This window comes from Bradyrhizobium sp. 160 (assembly GCF_023073735.1).
Taxonomy (GTDB): Bacteria; Pseudomonadota; Alphaproteobacteria; order Rhizobiales; family Xanthobacteraceae; genus Bradyrhizobium.
Map to the genome: position 1 here is coordinate 226,292 of NZ_JADPKD010000063.1, position 15,279 is coordinate 241,570.

Sequence of the window (15,279 nt, forward strand, 5' to 3'; positions counted from 1 at the left end):
GTCATTCTCCACTCAGCCATTTGTGAATCAACGGCGCGAGGTCAGCGATCGTTCCGACGCGGTTCCGCAAGAGCCAAGGAACATCGCCGGAAACAACAGGTTCTCTGAGTCTAACCAGGTCCGAACCGAGAGAGCCGCCCGTAATGTCTCAGACCGTCTCAGACTTCATCGTTCAGCGCCTGCATCAATGGGGCGTGCGTCACATCTTCGGTTACCCCGGAGACGGCATTAACGGCGTGTTCGGCGCCATGAACCGGGCTGAAGGCCAGATCGGCTTCGTGCAGGCGCGGCACGAGGAGATGGCGGCATTCATGGCGACCGCCTACGCGAAATTCGCGGGCCAGCTCGGCGTCTGTATCGCGACCTCGGGGCCCGGCGCTTCGCACCTCGTCACCGGTCTCTACGATGCACTGCTGGATCACCAGCCGGTGCTCGCCATCGTCGGCCAGCAGGCGCGCAATGCGCTGGGTGGGAGCTACCAGCAGGAACTTGACCTGGTGTCGATGTTCAAGGACGTCGCCGGCGCCTATGTCGCACAAGCCTCTTCGCCCGCGCAGGTCCGGCACTTGATCGATCGCGCCGTGCGGACCGCCCTGGCGAGACGAGTCCCGACAGCGATCATCCTGCCCAACGACATCCAGGAAGAGCCTTACGAGGACCCGCCCCGTGCGCACGGCACGTTGCATTCTGGCATCGGCTACAGCGCGCCCAGCATCACGCCGCGTGACGCCGATCTCGACCGCGCGGCGGACATCCTCAATGCCGGCAATAAGGTTGCGATGCTCGTCGGGGCCGGCGCGCTTGGCGCCACCGACGAAGTCATCGCGGTCGCCGACCGGCTGTCGGCCGGCTGCGCCAAGGCGCTGCTCGGCAAGGCCGCACTCCCGGACGACCTGCCATGGGTCACCGGCTCGATCGGCCTGCTCGGCACCGAGCCCAGCTACAACATGATGATGGAATGCGATACGCTGCTGATGATAGGCTCCGCCTTTCCTTACGCCGAATTCCTGCCCAAGGAAGGTGCGGCGCGCGGCGTGCAGATCGATATCGATGCCAGCATGATGTCGATCCGTTTTCCGATGGAGGTCGGCCTCGTCGGCGACGCCGCCGAAACATTGCGCGCGCTGCTGCCGCGGCTCGCGCCAAAGAGCGACGGCGCCTGGCGCAAGGCCATCGAGCAGGACGTCGCGACCTGGTGGAAAACGCTGGACGACCGCGCGCATCAGCCCGCCGCGCCCGTCAATCCCCAGCTCGTCGCCTGGGAATTGTCTCCGCGCCTGCCCGACCGCGCCATCATCACCAGCGATTCCGGCTCCTGTGCCAACTGGTTTGCGCGCGATCTGAAGATGCGCCGCGGCATGACGGCCTCGCTTTCTGGCGGCCTCGCCTCGATGGGCGCTGCGGTGCCTTACGCGCTCGCCGCCAAATATGCCAATCCGGACCGGCCGGTGATCGCATTGGTCGGCGACGGCGCCATGCAAATGAACAACATGGCCGAGTTGATCACGGCCGCGAAATACTGGCGCTCTTGGCGAGATCCGCACTTCATCGTCTGCGTCTTCAACAACGAAGACCTCAACCAAGTCACTTGGGAGCAGCGCATCATCAACGGCGATCCCAAGTTCGAAGCCTCGCAGCGCATTCCTGACGTCTCCTATTCACGCTTCGCTGAGCTGATCGGCCTGCGCGGCATCTTCGTCGACAGTCCCCAGCTGCTCGGCTCGGCCTGGGACCAGGCGCTGGCGAGCGATATGCCTGTCGTTCTGGAAGTGAAAACCGATCCCGAGGTGCCGCCGCTGCCGCCGCACATCACCTTGCAGCAGGCGAAGAATTTTTCGCTCGCCCTGATGAAGGGCGATCCGAACGAAAGCGGGATGATCAAGGGAGCTGCGCGGCAGGTGTTGGAATCGATTCTGCCCGGCAAGCAATGAGGTGAACCATGAGTGACTTCCGCGATGTTCAGCACGGCGTCAATGACCCGGTCGACGGCGTCGACGTGAAGTGGCATTTCAACGACAACCGGACACCGCATGAGCGGGCGCAGCGGCATGCCGACGTGCGCGCCGACGCCACCGCCGCGCCGGCCGAGCCGTTTCTGCCCGAGCGGCTTCGGCGCAAGCCGACCGACCCCATCAATCCGCGCACTGGGCGTAATCCCACGGACTAGTCGTTAGGAACCTCGGCCCTCGCGGCGTGTTGATCGGCGCAACACGGCGCGGCAGGTGGCCGCGCGACCAATTGGAGAGACGGACCATGAAACGAACCATCGTCGCCATTGCTTGCGTGCTTCTCGCAGGTCCCGCATTGGCCCAATCGCTGGGCGAGAAGACCGGCGTCAATTCGGCACTCGGCGTCGCGCCGGCAACCGCCGACTTCGTCAAGGAGGTCGCCATCAGCGACATGTTCGAGATCGAGTCGGGCAAGCTCGCCGAGCAGAAGGGCAATGCGCAGGAGAAATCGTTCGCCCAGCAGATGGTGACCGATCACACCAAGACCAGCAGCGAACTGAAGGGACTGGTCGGCAACGGCAAGGTCCAGGCGACGCTGCCGACGGCGCTCGACAGTTCGCACCAAAGCAAGCTCGACAAGCTCAAGAGCGCGACCGGCAAGGACTTCAGTTCCGACTACAATTCCTACCAGGTCAGCGCCCATGAGGACGCCGTCTCCCTGTTCGAGCGGTATGCGAAGGGCGGCGATAATGCCGCGTTGAAGGATTGGGCCGGCAAGACGCTGCCGGCGCTCAAGCACCATCTCGACATGGCCAAGGAGCTCGGTAAGGCGCCGAGCGTCGGTCAGTCCAAGTAGGCAGCGGCCGAGGACGGCGGCTCCGCCGGCGTCCTCCTCGTCTGAGCCTCGACGCCATTCTCCGCACGTTGGATCGCAGAATCGCGGAGCGCAGCAAGACAACACCTCGATATCCTGCCGGCACAATGCCACGCCGCGAGCGCAACGCTCGCGGCGGCTTCGCTGGCATCCCCAACGGCGCAAGGAGATGCCCCACAGCCGAGCACGACTCGATCCATCCCGTCAGCCGGTATCCGAAGCCGCCGTTCAAGAAGCACTCGCAGCCCTGGCCGGGCCCTGCCGGCGAGATGGAGCCGCGGCCGGATGCGGCCGGATCATGGCGAGACCAGCTCCTAAGGCTCCGGCCGGCTCAGCCCGCCACAGGTCGCGCCCGGAGCGATCTGAATGCCGCTCCAGGTTGCCGGCGGCGCCACCATGGAGAAGCTGGAAAAGTTCGGCGGCATGACATCGCCCGGTCGTCCCGGTAGCCGGTCGAGCTAGCCTCGATCTACGTGCAGCTTGCCGCGGCAGACGCAGCTATGCGACAGGCCATGTCTACGGCGCCGCGAAGGGCTCTGGACAACCCTGGCAACGACGCCCGCTGGAACCTTCATTGTCATACAGAATTTACAAAACAGTCATGAAGGATAGCTCGCCAGACCGATGGCCCTCGTAGAAGTAAAACCCACTCGGATCGATCAGGCGCTCGCACACGAGATTGCGGACCACACCAATTCGGGGATCGAGCAAACCGCGCAGACTTTGACGTGGGCTGCGGACGAGCACGTGATGCTTGCGCTCGCCGCGGCTGGATGGCTCTACGCGCAGCTTCGACGGCCCGAGGCGCGACCTGCTGCAAATCACGTATTGGCAGTTTCCGTGGCCACTGCAGTGCTCCCGCACCTGCTAAAGTCCGTGTTCGATCAGACAAGACCCGATCGCCTGACGCTGCGCGGCCATTTGCACGGTATCCCTATCTCCGGAAAACCACGTGATGCGTTTCCGTCCGGCCATGCTCTGCACATGGGCGCGCTCGCCTCGGCGGCTGGGCTGCTGGCCCCTGCTCCCCGCCGGCTGGTGCGCTCCCTTGCCGTGGCGCTGTCGTTGACGCGCGTCGCGGTGCTTGCACATTGGGCCAGCGACGTGGTGGCGGGGTTCACCCTCGGGATCGTCGTCGAGCGACTGTTCAGGCCATTTACGTTCGGAAAATCGCAGCGGCAGCGGCATCAAGCCTCGCGAGTAGGATCATGACGGAATATCTCCTGCGCTTCGTCGCGGGCGGCATCATCGTCTCCGCCTTCGCGATCTTCGGAGACATGCTCAAGCCGAAGAGCTTTGCCGGGCTTCTCGGCGCGGCGCCGTCGGTCGCACTCGCCACGCTTGGCATCGCGGTCGTTCAGCACGGCGCTCAATATGCCGCGGCCGAGAGCTGGACCATGATCTACGGCGCTGTTGCCCTCGGCTGCTACAGCCTCGTCGTCTGTCACCTGCTGATGAGATTTCGTCTCGCGGCGCTGCCGGCTACCATCCTCGCATTTGTGGTTTGGCTCGTGGTCGCCTTCGGTCTGCTCGCAGGTTTCGGAGGCGCCGCCTGATGCTGGTCAAGCTGTCATCCTCCACGCTGAAGCAGACGCATTGGTACGAATACGTGGTGCGCTTCGTGCTGGGCGGCCTCGCGACGGTAGCGGCAGGCCTCATCGGCAGCCATTTTGGCCTCGCGATCGGCGGACTATTTCTCGCGCTTCCCGCCATCTTCTGTGCCAGCGCGACGCTGATCGAACGTCATGAGCGCCGCGCCAAGGAAAAAGCCGGATTCAGCGGGCGAAGACGCGGGCAGCAGGCCGCAGCGTTGGACGCTGCGGGCGCGGGCCTCGGAAGTATCGGCCTCGCCGCGTTCGCAGCGGCTTTCTACGCCGTGGTGTCGGCAAGCATCACCGGGGCATTCGCCGCCGCCATCCTGGCCTGGGCCATGGTGGCGGTGTCGGCATGGTGGTTGAGGCGGAAGCTGCGCACCACCTCAAGCCGCCCGCAGCCCGAGCGCGGGGCACGATCAGCGAGAGGCTGGAGTTTCCTGCCGTAGCAGCAGGCAACCGAGCACTCACGTCCTTAATGACCTCTGGGGCTCGGACGACCGGCTTCTGTGCTTTCTACAGAAAGCTTCGTCAGGCGCTGATCCAGCGCGCAGCTGACTTCCATCAAATTATTGTTTTACTGATTTATATTGCCGAATGAATGATTTTTTCTGACTCTTGTGGAACTCCCACTTCGTTCGTCCATTGAGTAATCTACTCAACTTGCTCAATTTGCATGATCGACCATGAACGACCTTCGCGCCGAACGCCTTCAGGTCATGCTCTCCCCGGAAGAGTTGGCCGCTGTTGACGATTTCCGGTTCAAACATCGCATGCCGACGCGAGCGGCAGCCGTCCGCGAACTCCTCAAGTTCGGGCTGGCCGCAGCGGATGTCGATGCGGCAGCCGGCGTGAAGTCGAGCAATTTCGGCGTATTCGGCCGCGGACCCGGCGGACATGTTCAGGGCGAGCCGGACGGCGAGACTAACCCATAGGACGGTCCAAAAACAAACGACCCCGGCACGGGGGTGCCAGGGCCGTCCTTGGAGATTGCTTCCGGCGCACCGGGGGCATGACAACCGGAAGCAATCCGTCGACTCTTCCCGTGGAGATTCGTTCCTCCCGAGAACTAGCCTGTTGCATCTCCTGAATCGTCAGGAATCGCGCCGGCGCCCGGTGTTTTGCCATCGTCGTTCAGCTTGGGATCGCGTGTCGCTTCCCGCGACGGTGAGCCTTTGGGATCGCTCTTGTGCACGGATTGCGCACGCTGCTTGTCACGCGGCTGCTCCTCCGCCCGCTTGTCCTTGACGATTCCGTGGTCGGAATGGGCCATGATCTGCTCTCGCCTCTCTTGATGTTTCGCAGCGGTTACGCGCGGGCACGTCGATTGTTCCGGGCGGGAGCCCCCGACGCTAACTGCGTGCCGCGTGGATCGCAGCCGATGCGTTTTCCAGATGCACCTGCCGCACCGTCGTGACCGTCGCGAAGGCGACCGAAACGCCAAAAGCGAGAATCAGTGAAAGAAGAACCAGACGTGGAGCCATTGCGAAAACCTCCTTCTGGAATCGAAAAGCAACGCGATCGGCTGCTCACGGATGATCCTGGATTGGTCTCCTGCATTCCGTGCGCGGTCTCACACGCGGCTTCACCGGGACGAGAGCGTCTACCTATCCAGCTTTTGAGGGATATGGACCGCCACGGGCGGGATTTCTCCATCGAGCCAATCCTGCTCCCTCGCAAGCGCAATCCAGGCGTCCGCCATGCGCGAATAGCGCTTGTGAGCGGGTTGCCCTTCCGCGCGCTCGGCGAGCTGAAGACAATTGTCGGCGTTGTCCCTGAAAATGTCAGACTGTTTCATACCGAAGACGTGGGGGCGGAACTCTCGGGTCGCAATGCCCTTACCGGATCGTAACGTCCGGGGAACTTCGCATGTCATCCGTCATTGATAATCGATGCGAGTTCTCGCCGCGATAGTCCTGGTGTTCATCAGCACCGCAGCGCCTGCCGATAGCACTGGCGAGCGACAGCTTGGTGACCGCACGCCGAGCGCAACCGACGTCATCAGCGGCCTCTACGCCTTCAGCCGATTCCAGCAGGGTCTGCTTGAGAGCACCGACCTGAAGGGCAACACGGAGGTCAAGAACCTTGCCGCGCTACGCGCCGAAGAAGCGGCCAAGCGCGACAAGGCGCTGAAACAGATCCAGGAGACTATTGGTGCGGAGCCGCGCGTCAGCAAAGCCGCCTCGGCAAGCGCGAGTCTCGTCGAACCCGAAACTTCGGACGGACCAACTTACGTCAGAAGCTTTTATGCCTCGCAGATTCCCGAATATGAAGCGGCCATCAACCTGCTCGAATGCTATCTGAAGGCGCCCGACAACATTGCGCTTGCAGCGTTGGCGCGCGAGCAGCTCCCGACGCTGCGTGCGCAGGTCAAGGCGGCCGAGCGCACCATGGCGGACAAGTAGCCGTCTTTATTTGTCGTTCAGATGATGTTGCTGACTCTCCGGCCGCACGTTGCGGTTGCTCTCCGGCATCCTGTCCCGGCCCGCATCGCCGTTGTCATCCCTGCCGCCCGACGTGGAGGTGCCGCTCCCGCTCGGGTTGGATCGGGTCGCCGTCCCCGTGGTCGACGTATCCGCCTGAGGCGTGGCCGAGCTTGCGGCGGGATCGCCGGTCACGGCCCCTCGGCCGCTGGGCGCCCCGCCCTGGGCGAAGGCCGATCCGGCAAGCAACATGACGACGACCGCGGCCAATCCAGCTTTCATCTGCGCTCTCCCTGTCTTTGCGGGCTAACCGCAGGGCTGCCGCTCCGTTCCGAAAGGCGTGGTGCGCGGGGGCGCTCATCCAGGGTGTCCGCCGAGGGCCGAATTCTCGACTTTCCGTGGAACCGATCCGATTGTTCGCAGTTAATGCTGTTGGGCTGAGCAAAGCAGGTTCCATTTTCGGTGCGCCGCAACCTTGGCGCTTGATTTCGAATTTGGCTGACGCTCTATTTTGACCAAACGCCTCTTGCCACAGATTCGGCCGGCGCCTGCGGGGGAATCAGTATGAGCGACCTCGATCCCGGAACTGCATCACGCTCCGGTCGTCGCGTCCCAAAGCCAAAGACCAACGGTACGTCGGATCCGGATTCCCGGGCGGAATTGCTGCTCGCTTTGCAGGCGATGCGCAGTGGCGATTTCTCCGTGCGGATGAGCGGCGATTATCTCGGCATCGACGGCAAGATCGCCGACACTTTTAACGAAATCATCGCCGCCAATCAGCGCATGGCGCAGCAGCTCGAGCTGGTCGGCCAGGTGGTCGGCCGCGAGGGCAAGACCCGCCAGCGCGTGAAATTCGGCCTCGCATCTGGCTCTTGGGCCGACATGGAAGGGTCCGTCAACACGCTGATCGACGACCTGTTGTGGCCCACCCGTGAGGTGACGCGTGCAGTCGCGGCGGTGGCGCAAGGTGACCTGCTCCAGACCGTCAAGCTCGACGTCGACGGCCGCCCCCTGCGCGGCGAGTTCTTGCAGTCGGCGACCATCGTCAACACCATGATCAAGCAGCTCGGCGTGTTCACCTCCGAGGTGACGCGCGTGGCGCGCGAGGTCGGCACCGAAGGCAAGCTCGGCGGCCAGGCCCAGGTGCCTGAGGTGACCGGCGTCTGGAAGGACCTCACCGAGAGCGTCAACTCGATGGCGAACAACCTGACTAACCAGGTTCGCAACATCGCCGAGGTGACGATCGCGGTCGCCAATGGCGACCTGTCGAAGAAGATCACCGTCGACGTCCGCGGCGAGATCCTCCAGCTCAAGGAAGCCATCAACACGATGGTGGATCAGCTCCGCTCCTTCGCCTCCGAAGTGACGCGCGTGGCGCGCGAGGTCGGCACCGACGGCAAGCTCGGCGGCCAGGCGATCGTGCCCGGCGTCGCCGGCACCTGGAAGGACCTCACCGATAGCGTCAACGCGATGTGCGGTAATCTGACCGCACAGGTGCGCAACATCGCCAATGTGACGACTGCCGTGGCGCGCGGCGACCTGTCGCGCAAGATTACCGTGGATGTGCGCGGCGAGATCCTGGAGCTAAAGGACACCATCAACACCATGGTGGACCAGCTCAATTCGTTTGCCTCCGAAGTGACGCGCGTCGCACGCGAGGTCGGCACCGAAGGCAAGCTCGGCGGCCAGGCCCAGGTGCCAGGCGTCGCCGGCACCTGGAAGGACCTCACCGACAACGTCAACTTCATGGCGTCGAACCTGACCGCGCAGGTCCGCAACATCGCCGATGTCGCCACCGCGATCGCCAGCGGCGACCTGTCGAAGAAGATCACCGTCAACGTCTCGGGCGAGATCCTTCAGCTGAAGGAGACGCTCAACACCATGGTGGATCAGCTCAACGCCTTCGCCGGCGAAGTGACGCGCGTCGCCCGCGAGGTCGGCACCGAGGGGCGGCTCGGCGGTCAGGCCAACGTGCTCGGCGTCGCCGGCACCTGGAAGGACCTGACCGAGAGCGTCAACTCGATGGCCTCGAACCTGACCGCGCAGGTCCGCAACATCGCGGAGGTGACGACGGCGGTCGCCGGCGGCGACCTGTCGAAGAAGATCACCGTGGACGTGCGCGGCGAGATCCTGGAGCTGAAGGACACCATCAACACCATGGTGGACCAGCTCAACGCCTTCGCCGGTGAGGTGACGCGCGTGGCGCGCGAGGTTGGAACCGAAGGCAAGCTCGGCGGCCAGGCCGTCGTGCGCGGCGTCGGCGGCACCTGGAAAGACCTCACCGATAGCGTCAATTCGATGGCCTCGAACCTGACCGGACAGGTCCGCAACATCGCCGAAGTCGCGACCGCGGTGGCGAAGGGGGATTTGTCGAAGAAGATCACCGTGAACGTATCGGGCGAAATCCTTCAGCTGAAGGAAACGCTCAACACCATGGTCGACCAGCTCAACGCCTTCGCCGGCGAAGTGACGCGCGTCGCCCGCGAGGTCGGCACCGACGGCAAGCTCGGCGGCCAGGCCGGCGTGCCCGGCGTCGCCGGCACCTGGAAGGATCTGACCGATTCCGTGAACTCGATGGCGGGCAATTTGACCGCCCAGGTGCGCAACATCGCCGAAGTCGCGACCGCGATCGCCGGCGGCGACCTCTCGCGCAAGATCACCGTCGACGTGCGTGGCGAGATCCTACAGCTCAAGGACACCCTGAACACGATGGTCGACCAGCTCAACCGCTTCGCGGGCGAGGTGACGCGCGTGGCGCGCGAGGTCGGCACCGAAGGCCGCCTAGGTGGTCAGGCCAACGTGCCCGGCGTCGCCGGCACCTGGAAGGACCTCACCGACAGCGTGAACTCGATGGCGGGCAACCTCACGGCCCAGGTCCGCAACATCGCCGAAGTCACCACCGCCGTGGCGCGAGGCGACCTGTCGCGCAAGATCACGGTGGACGTGAAGGGCGAGATCCTCGAGCTGAAGAATACCATCAATACCATGGTGGACCAGCTCAATGGCTTTGCGGGCGAAGTCACGCGCGTGGCTCGCGAGGTCGGCACCGAAGGCAAGCTCGGCGGTCAGGCCGAGGTGCCCGGCGTCGCCGGCACCTGGAAGGACCTGACCGACAACGTCAACTTCATGGCCTCCAACCTGACGGCCCAGGTCCGCAACATCGCCGAGGTCGCGACCGCGATCGCCGGCGGCGACCTCTCGAAGAAGATCACGGTGGATGTGCGCGGCGAAATCCTTCTCTTGAAGGACACGCTGAATACCATGGTCGAGCAGCTCCGCTCCTTCGCCGCCGAAGTCACGCGCGTGGCGCGCGAGGTCGGCACCGAGGGCCGGCTCGGCGGTCAGGCCGTCGTGCCCGGCGTCGGGGGCACCTGGAAGGACCTCACCGACAACGTCAACCTGCTCGCCGCGAACCTCACCACGCAAGTCCGCAACATCGCCGAAGTCACCACGGCGGTCGCGCGCGGCGACCTCTCGCGCAAGATCACGGTCGACGTGAAGGGCGAAATCCTCGAGCTGAAGAACACCATCAACACCATGGTGGACCAGCTCAACGCCTTCGCCGGCGAAGTCACGCGCGTGGCGCGCGAGGTCGGCACCGAAGGCAAGCTCGGCGGACAGGCGCAGGTGCCCGGCGTCGCCGGCACCTGGAAGGATCTCACCGACACCGTAAACTTCATGGCGGCAAACCTGACCGAGCAGGTCCGCGGCATCGTCAAGGTCGTCACGGCCGTCGCGAACGGCGATCTGAAGCAGAACCTCACCGTGAAATCGAAGGGCGAGGTCGCGGCGCTCGCCGACACCATCAACAACATGACCGAGACGCTCGCAACCTTCGCCGATCAGGTGACGTCGGTGGCGCGCGAGGTCGGCGTCGAGGGGCGCCTCGGCGGCCAGGCCAACGTGCCCGGCGCCGCCGGCACTTGGAAGGACCTGACCGGCAACGTCAACCTGCTCGCGGCCAACCTGACCTCACAGGTGCGCGCGATCGCGGAAGTCGCGACTGCCGTGACCAAAGGCGACCTGACGCGCTCGATCCAGGTCGACGCCCGCGGCGAAGTCGCTGAGCTGAAAGACAACATCAACACGATGATCACGAATCTCCGTCTGACGACGGACGTGAACACCGAGCAGGACTGGCTGAAGACCAACCTCGCGAAATTCACCAACATGCTCCAGGGCCAGCGTGACCTCACCACCGTCGGCCGGCTGCTGCTCACCGAATTGTCGCCACTGGTGAACGCCCATACCGGCGTGATCTACCAGGTCGAGAACGAGAACGATCCGCAGCTCCTGCTGCTCGCTTCTTACGCCAGCGACGGCGTCTATCCCTATCAGCGCGTGCTTCAGTTCGGCGAAGGCCTGATCGGCCAGTGCGCCCTCGACAAGCGGCCGCGCGTGATCGCCGACATTCCGCCCGACGTGGTGCCGATCAACTCGGCGCTGCTTCGTGTCGCGCCGAAGAACCTGGTGGTGCTGCCGGTGCTGTTCGAGAGCCAGGTCAAGGCCGTGATCGAACTTGCTTCGCTGACATCGTTCACGACATCGCAGATGACGTTCCTGGAGCAGCTCACCGACTCCATCGGCATCGTGCTCAACTCGATCGAGGCGACGATGCAGACCGAAGGCCTGCTCAAGCAGTCGCAGCAGCTCGCCGGCGAGCTGCAGACGCAGCAGCGCGAATTGCAGCAGACCAACGACCAGCTCGAACAGAAGGCGCAGCAGCTCGCCGAGCGCAACGTCGAGGTCGAGCGCAAGAACCAGGAGATCGAGCAGGCCCGCCGCGCGCTGGAGGAAAAGGCGACCGAGCTCGCACTGACTTCGAAGTACAAGTCCGAATTCCTCGCCAATATGAGCCACGAGCTGCGCACGCCGCTGAACTCGATCCTGATCCTCGGACAGCAGCTCACCGACAATCCGGACGGCAACCTCTCGGCCAAGCAGGTCGAATTCGCCCGCACCATCCACGGCGCCGGCACCGACCTGCTCAATCTCATCAGCGACATTCTCGATCTGTCCAAGATCGAGTCCGGCACGGTGACGGTCGACGCTGAGGAAATCCTGACCGCGAATCTGCTCGAGACCGTGGGCCGGCCGTTCCGGCACGAGGCGGAAAACCGCAATCTGTCGTTCAAGATCGACATCGATCCGAACCTGCCCCGCAGCATCGTCACCGATTCCAAGCGCCTGCAACAGGTGCTGAAGAACCTGCTCTCCAATGCCTTCAAGTTCACCGCCGAAGGCGAGGTGCGCCTGAAGGTCGCCAGCGCGGTCGGCGGCTGGGGGACGGATCATCCGGTACTGAACTCGGCACCAGCCGTGATCGCCTTCGAGGTGTCCGATACCGGGATCGGCATTCCCCTGGAGAAGCAGAAGCTGATCTTCGAAGCGTTCCAACAAGCTGACGCCGGCACCAGCCGCAAATATGGCGGTACGGGCCTCGGGCTTGCGATCAGCCGCGAGCTTGCAAGCCTGCTCGGCGGCGAAATCCACCTGCGCAGCTCGCCGGGCAAGGGCTCGTCCTTCACGATTTATCTGCCGCTGAAATATTCCGGCCCGACGCTCGCACCGCGTGCTGCGCCCGCGCCACAGCAACACGCCCAGCCGCCAGCGCTACAGCCGGCCGCACCTGACCAGCAGCGCGTCATCGAGCAGCTTCCCGACGACCGACTCAACATCGAGCCGGGCGACACCATCCTCCTGATTGTGGAGGACGATCCGCACTATGCGCGCGTGCTGGTCGATCTCGCCCGCGACAAGGGCTTCAAGGTCCTGGTTGCGGCCCGCGGCGCCGAAGCGCTGGAGCTCGCCAAACAGTACCAGCCGACGGCGGTCTCCCTGGACGTGTTCCTGCCCGACATGCTGGGCTGGACGGTGCTGAGCCAGCTCAAGCACAATCCGCTCACCCGCCACATTCCCGTCCAGATCATCACGCTCGACGAGGACCGCCAGCACGCGCTGGCGCGGGGGGCCTTCTCCTTCGTCAACAAGCCGACGACGACGGAAGGCGTCTCCGCCGCGCTGACGCAGATCAAGGAATATGCGCGGCCGCGGCGCAAACGACTCCTGATAGTCGAGGACAACGAGGCCGAACAACTCTCGATCCGCGAGCTGCTGCACCACGACGACATCGAGATCGTGGTTACCGACACCGGCGCCGGCGCTCTCTCGACGCTGCGCGAGCAGCCTTGCGATTGCGTGGTGCTCGACCTGCGGCTGCCCGACATGAGCGGCTTCGAGGTGCTCGACGAGATCCGCAATGACGAGGCGCTGTCGAACATCCCGGTCGTGGTGTTCACCGGCCGCGAGCTCTCGGCGGAGGAGGATGCAGAACTCCACACCATGGCGCGCAGCATCGTGGTCAAGGGCGTGGAATCGCCGGAGCGCCTGCTCGACGAGACCGCACTGTTCCTGCACCGTGTCATCACGGAACTGCCGGTCGAGAAGCAGCGCATGCTGGAGAAGCTGAACAGTTCCGACGAGGACCTGATCGGCAAGACGGCCCTGCTCGTCGACGACGACGCCCGTAACATCTTCGCGCTGTCGAGCGTGTTGGAACGGCGCGGCATGAAGGTGTTGACGGCCACGACCGGCAGCGAGGCGGTCGCGCTGGTCGAATCCAATCCGGAAATCGCCATCGTGCTGATGGACATCATGATGCCGCAGATGGATGGCTATCAGACCATGGGTGTGATCCGCGAGAACCCGGCCTTCGCGCGATTGCCGATCATCGCGCTGACCGCCAAGGCGATGAAGGGTGATCGGGAGAAATGCCTGGAGGCCGGCGCGTCCGACTATCTCGCCAAACCCGTCAACACCGATCAATTGCTGCTTGCGATCCGCATGTGGCTGCACCGCTGAGTTGGATCCGCGAATGGACCACGAAAAGGTCAACATCCTGCTCGTCGACGACCAGCCGGCCAAGCTGCTCGCCTATGAGGTGATCCTGAAAGATCTCGGCGAGAATCTCGTGATCGCCTCGTCCGGCCGCGAGGCGCTGGAGGTTCTGCTCAAGACCGAGATCGCGGTCATCCTGGTCGACGTCTGCATGCCCGAACTCGACGGCTTCGAGCTCGCCGCGATGATCCGCGAGCATCCGCGCTTCCAGAAGACCGCAATGATCTTCATCTCTGCCATTCAGGTGAGCGACATCGACCGGTTGCGGGGCTACGAGATGGGCGCCGTCGACTACGTTCCGGTGCCTGTCGTGCCGGAGGTGCTGCGCGCCAAGATCAAGGTGTTCGCCGAACTCTATCGTAAGACCCGCGAGCTCGAACGACTGAATCAGGAGCTCGAGGACCGCGTCCGCGCACGCACCGCCGAGCTGGAGAATTCCACCGCCAAGCTTCGCGAGAGCGAGCAGCGGCGCAGCATGGCAATCGCCGCCGGCAAGATGGGGTCTTGGGATTGGGACTGGATCACCGGCGACTGGATGTGGGACGAGGGACAATATCGCATCCTTGGGGTTAGCCCGGAGAGCTTCGAGGTCAACCCGGCCAACGTTCAGGCGCTGTTGCATCCCGATGACGTCGATCAGTTGCGCAAGGCGATCGCCGAGTTCAACAGCGGCACGCGCTCCTATGAAACGGAGTTCCGCATTGTGCGGCCCGATGGTGAGGTACGCTGGTGCGTCGGCACAGCGGCCGCAACGGTCGACCATAGCAGCCGCGTGGTGCGGGTGAGCGGCGTTACGGTGGACATTACCGAACGCAAGCGCGCCGAAGAGCAGCAGAACCTTCTCGCGCGGGAAGTCGATCATCGCGCCAAGAACGCGCTGGCATTGGCGCAATCGATCGTGCGCCTCACCCGTGCCGACGAGGTCAAGGCCTATGTCAATGCCGTCGAGGGACGCATCAATGCGCTCGCGCGCGTGCACACCATCCTGTCGCTGTCGAGCTGGCAGGGAGCCGAGCTCTCCAAGCTGATCGACGAGGAGCTGGCACCCTACTCGCCGAGTGGCCAGATCAGGTTGGCGGGCCCCGAGGTTCAATTGCTGCCGACGACTGCCCAGACACTCGCGCTCGCTCTGCACGAGCTTTTCACCAACTCGGCAAAATATGGCGCGCTTTCGACGCGATCCGGGCGGCTCATGATCGGGTGGCAGGTCGATGACGAGCTCCTCACGCTGACCTGGGAGGAAACTGGCGGCCCGCTCGTCAGGACGCCGAAATCCCGAGGCTTCGGAACGCGGAGCCTGCTCGCGAGCGTCGAGTCCCAGCTCGGCGGACAGGCGAAATTCGATTGGCGCGCTGAGGGACTGTTGTGCCGCCTCGAGGTACCCTTGACACGCAAGCCGGCGGCGACGGCACCGAGCAAATTTGATGCCGCCGCGGCGGCCGAGTTGCAGCGCGCATCCGGTTAGAGCGTTTTCCAGCGAAGTGGTGACCGGTTCGCGTCAAGAAAACGCGTCAAGCCAAGAATCGAGAGCTTCCCTCAATCGG

14 protein-coding genes and 1 pseudogene are annotated in these 15,279 nt (G+C 64.1%); 11 read left to right on the plus strand and 4 right to left on the minus strand.

Features of this window, described 5'->3' with window-relative positions; all coding sequences use genetic code 11:
• Positions 1-143 precede the first annotated feature (143 nt).
• The 8 genes and pseudogenes from IVA98_RS26705 (at position 144) to IVA98_RS26740 (ending at position 5,350) form a co-directional block, all read left to right on the plus strand.
• Positions 144-1,931 carry a thiamine pyrophosphate-requiring protein gene (locus IVA98_RS26705; protein ID WP_247355775.1) on the plus strand — a complete coding sequence of 596 codons (1,788 nt, stop codon included), beginning with the start codon at positions 144-146 and terminating at the stop codon, positions 1,929-1,931.
• Positions 1,932-1,939: 8 nt separating this feature from the next.
• Positions 1,940-2,167, plus strand: a complete 228-nt coding sequence (locus IVA98_RS26710; protein ID WP_247303266.1) for a hypothetical protein — start codon at positions 1,940-1,942, stop codon at positions 2,165-2,167.
• A gap of 86 nt (positions 2,168-2,253) precedes the next feature.
• Positions 2,254-2,805, plus strand: coding sequence for a DUF4142 domain-containing protein (locus IVA98_RS26715; protein WP_247279153.1), 552 nt, complete (start codon positions 2,254-2,256; stop codon positions 2,803-2,805).
• 387 nt (positions 2,806-3,192) lie between these two features.
• Positions 3,193-3,370, plus strand: a pseudogene (locus IVA98_RS26720) (SDR family oxidoreductase); the annotation flags it as partial.
• Positions 3,371-3,447: 77 nt separating this feature from the next.
• Positions 3,448-4,035, plus strand: coding sequence for a phosphatase PAP2 family protein (locus tag IVA98_RS26725; RefSeq protein WP_247303267.1), 588 nt, complete (start codon positions 3,448-3,450; stop codon positions 4,033-4,035).
• Complete coding sequence (locus IVA98_RS26730) at positions 4,032-4,379, plus strand: DUF3147 family protein (protein WP_247303268.1); 348 nt, start codon at positions 4,032-4,034, stop codon at positions 4,377-4,379. The genes IVA98_RS26725 and IVA98_RS26730 overlap by 4 nt, the downstream gene beginning before the upstream one ends.
• Positions 4,379-4,864 carry a DUF3147 family protein gene (locus tag IVA98_RS26735; protein WP_247333029.1) on the plus strand — a complete coding sequence of 162 codons (486 nt, stop codon included), beginning with the start codon at positions 4,379-4,381 and terminating at the stop codon, positions 4,862-4,864. The genes IVA98_RS26730 and IVA98_RS26735 overlap by 1 nt, the downstream gene beginning before the upstream one ends.
• A 237-nt stretch (positions 4,865-5,101) precedes the next feature.
• Positions 5,102-5,350 carry a hypothetical protein gene (locus IVA98_RS26740; RefSeq protein WP_247303273.1) on the plus strand — a complete coding sequence of 83 codons (249 nt, stop codon included), beginning with the start codon at positions 5,102-5,104 and terminating at the stop codon, positions 5,348-5,350.
• 134 nt (positions 5,351-5,484) lie between these two features.
• Here IVA98_RS26740 and IVA98_RS26745 read toward each other — a convergent pair whose 3' ends face one another.
• The 3 genes from IVA98_RS26745 to IVA98_RS26750 all read right to left on the minus strand — a co-directional run bounded on the left by IVA98_RS26745 (position 5,485) and on the right by IVA98_RS26750 (position 6,213).
• Entirely contained in the window at positions 5,485-5,688 is a 204-nt protein-coding gene (locus tag IVA98_RS26745; protein ID WP_247303275.1) for a hypothetical protein, read from the minus strand.
• A gap of 79 nt (positions 5,689-5,767) precedes the next feature.
• On the minus strand, positions 5,768-5,899 hold the full coding sequence (locus IVA98_RS37005) for a hypothetical protein (protein WP_256466455.1): 132 nt from the start codon (positions 5,897-5,899) through the stop codon (positions 5,768-5,770).
• 119 nt (positions 5,900-6,018) lie between these two features.
• On the minus strand, positions 6,019-6,213 hold the full coding sequence (locus IVA98_RS26750; RefSeq protein WP_247303277.1) for a hypothetical protein: 195 nt from the start codon (positions 6,211-6,213) through the stop codon (positions 6,019-6,021).
• A 94-nt stretch (positions 6,214-6,307) separates the two neighbouring features.
• Here IVA98_RS26750 and IVA98_RS26755 point away from each other — a divergent pair, with 94 nt between their 5' ends.
• A complete protein-coding gene (locus IVA98_RS26755; protein ID WP_247303279.1) occupies positions 6,308-6,820 on the plus strand; it encodes a DUF4142 domain-containing protein in 513 nt (170 codons plus the stop codon).
• 6 nt (positions 6,821-6,826) lie between these two features.
• Here IVA98_RS26755 and IVA98_RS26760 read toward each other — a convergent pair whose 3' ends face one another.
• A complete protein-coding gene (locus IVA98_RS26760) occupies positions 6,827-7,120 on the minus strand; it encodes a hypothetical protein (protein ID WP_247303281.1) in 294 nt (97 codons plus the stop codon).
• Positions 7,121-7,402: 282 nt separating this feature from the next.
• Here IVA98_RS26760 and IVA98_RS26765 point away from each other — a divergent pair, with 282 nt between their 5' ends.
• Both IVA98_RS26765 and IVA98_RS26770 read left to right on the plus strand, forming a co-directional pair.
• Positions 7,403-13,699, plus strand: a complete 6,297-nt coding sequence (locus IVA98_RS26765; protein WP_247303283.1) for a HAMP domain-containing protein — start codon at positions 7,403-7,405, stop codon at positions 13,697-13,699.
• Positions 13,700-13,712: 13 nt separating this feature from the next.
• Positions 13,713-15,200, plus strand: coding sequence for an HWE histidine kinase domain-containing protein (locus tag IVA98_RS26770; RefSeq protein ID WP_247355776.1), 1,488 nt, complete (start codon positions 13,713-13,715; stop codon positions 15,198-15,200).
• Positions 15,201-15,279 lie beyond the last annotated feature (79 nt).